1 protein-coding gene and 1 pseudogene are annotated in these 1,887 nt (G+C 64.7%); one reads left to right on the forward strand and one right to left on the reverse strand.

The annotated features are described in order from the left end of the window. Positions 1 to 228, forward strand: a pseudogene (locus tag WAN71_RS06390) (enoyl-CoA hydratase); the annotation flags it as partial. A 4-nt stretch (positions 229 to 232) separates the two neighbouring features. On the opposite strand, the gene WAN71_RS06395 reads toward WAN71_RS06390, so the two are convergent. After that, positions 233 to 1,887, reverse strand: a 1,655-nt coding sequence (locus tag WAN71_RS06395) for a cytochrome c biogenesis protein DipZ (protein ID WP_422224527.1), incomplete at its 5' end; no start/stop codon positions are given.

The raw sequence follows: 1,887 nt of genomic DNA on the forward strand, positions 1-1,887 counted from the left end.
CTGATCGTCAACCAGGCCTACGAGAACATGGGCCTGGCGTCCACCCAGATGCTGGGCGGCATTCTCGACGGCCTGATGCGCAACACCCCCGAAGCGCTCGACTTCGTCCAGACCGCCGCCACCGAGGGTGTCCGGGCCGCGGTCGAGCGCCGCGACGGGCCGTTCGGCGACTACAGCCAGGCGCCTCCGGAGCTGCGCCCCGACCCGTCGCACGTCATCACGCCATGAGGCTTTAGCCGTAGGTGAAGGAAAACACTTGCAGCCCTTTGCTGCAGCGCACGTCAAGCAGTCCGCGGGCCAGGTCGTTGCGGTCGACGATCTGGTGTGAGGTCGGCGGCCCACTGACCGGCACCGTGGCAGTCTTCCCGTCGCGCGTCACCGTCAGATTCCCGGTTCCGCCGACGACGATGTAGACGTTTTTGGCGTAGTAGTTCAGCTCGATGCTCGACGTGTCGCTGTTGGCGGTCGCGCCCTCGTAGTCGAGTGCCCACGGTCCCTGCAGGGCGAAGGTGTCGTTCGGCATTGCGGGCGGGTAGGTGAAGGTCGCCTGCCCCTTGTCGTAGACGCCGCTTCCGGCGTAGTTGACCATCTTGCCGACGCCGAAGTACGTCTCGGGAGTCAGGCCGCGCTGCGGGGTGGTGTCGGGTGCGTCCACCCGCGGGGGCAGTGCGACTTTCGGTCGCGCGCCGGCGATCAGCTCACGGATCAACTGCTCGGTGCCGTCGTAGTCGCCTTCGCCATAGTTGACGTGCCGGACGACACCGCCGGCGTCGATCAGATATTCGGCCGGCCAGTACAGGTTGCGGTAGTTCGTCCACGTCGAGTAGCTGTTGTCCTGGGCGATCGGGTAGGTGATGCCGATGTCGGCAGCGCCCTTTTTGACGTTGCCGGTGACCTTCTCGAACGCGTACTCCGGGGTGTGCACGCCGATGACCTCGAAACCGTCGTTGTGATAGGCCTTGTACCAACCTTCGACGTGCGGGATCGCGCGCTGGCAGTTGATGCAGGAGTAGGCCCAGAAGTCGATCAGCACCACCTTGCCCCGCAACGAGTGGAGGTCGATCGGTTTATCGCCCGGGGTGTTCAGCCACGCAGTGATGCCCTTGAGGTCGGGCGCGGAGCCACAGTTCTGCAGCGCCGGGGAGCCACTGGTGCAGTTCGACAGCTCTTTGTTCTGGCCGTTGACGATCCCGCCCAGCTCTTGCTGGATCTGTTGCTCGCTGCCCAGTTTCTTCTCCAATGAGCTGGTGTAGTCCGGGATGGCCCGCTGCAGCGCCGCAGGCAGATTGAACACCAATGCCACCGCCAGCAGCAGGGTCACCACCCCTGCCGTGATCCGGATCTCGCGTTGGCGACGGCGAAAAGCACTGACCCGCTGGGTAACTCGTTGACCGGCCAACGCAAAGCACAACAGCGGCACCGCCGTGCCCAGGGCGAAGGCCACGGTGAGGATGACGACGGGCATACCGATGCTCGCGGTGGCGCCGGCCACCACAATCGCAGCCAACACTGGGCCGGCGCATGGAACATAGAGCACGCCGAGTGCCAGGCCGAGACCAAACCCGTTGCTACGAGCGGCGATCTGTTTTTGCGGGATGCGGGAGAACGGCCGCTCCAGCAGCTGCTCGAAGCGCGGGAAGATCAAGCCGAGACCGATTGCGATCAACGCGACCAGCGCGATCCAGCGGATGGCATCCTGCGGCAAGTGCAGCAACGACAGCAAAGCCGAGCCGATCAGCGTGACCAGGCTGAAGCTCAGGACCAGGCCGCCGATCACCCGATATGGTCGCGAGACTTCATGTTTCGTCTTGACCGCGACCGTGCCGTCTGCCGTGCCCTGTGTGTCGGACGTACCGGACGTGCCGGAGAAGAAGATCACCGGCAGCA

It is taken from the genome of Mycobacterium sp., from assembly GCF_049280035.1.
GTDB lineage: Bacteria > Actinomycetota > Actinomycetes > Mycobacteriales > Mycobacteriaceae > Mycobacterium.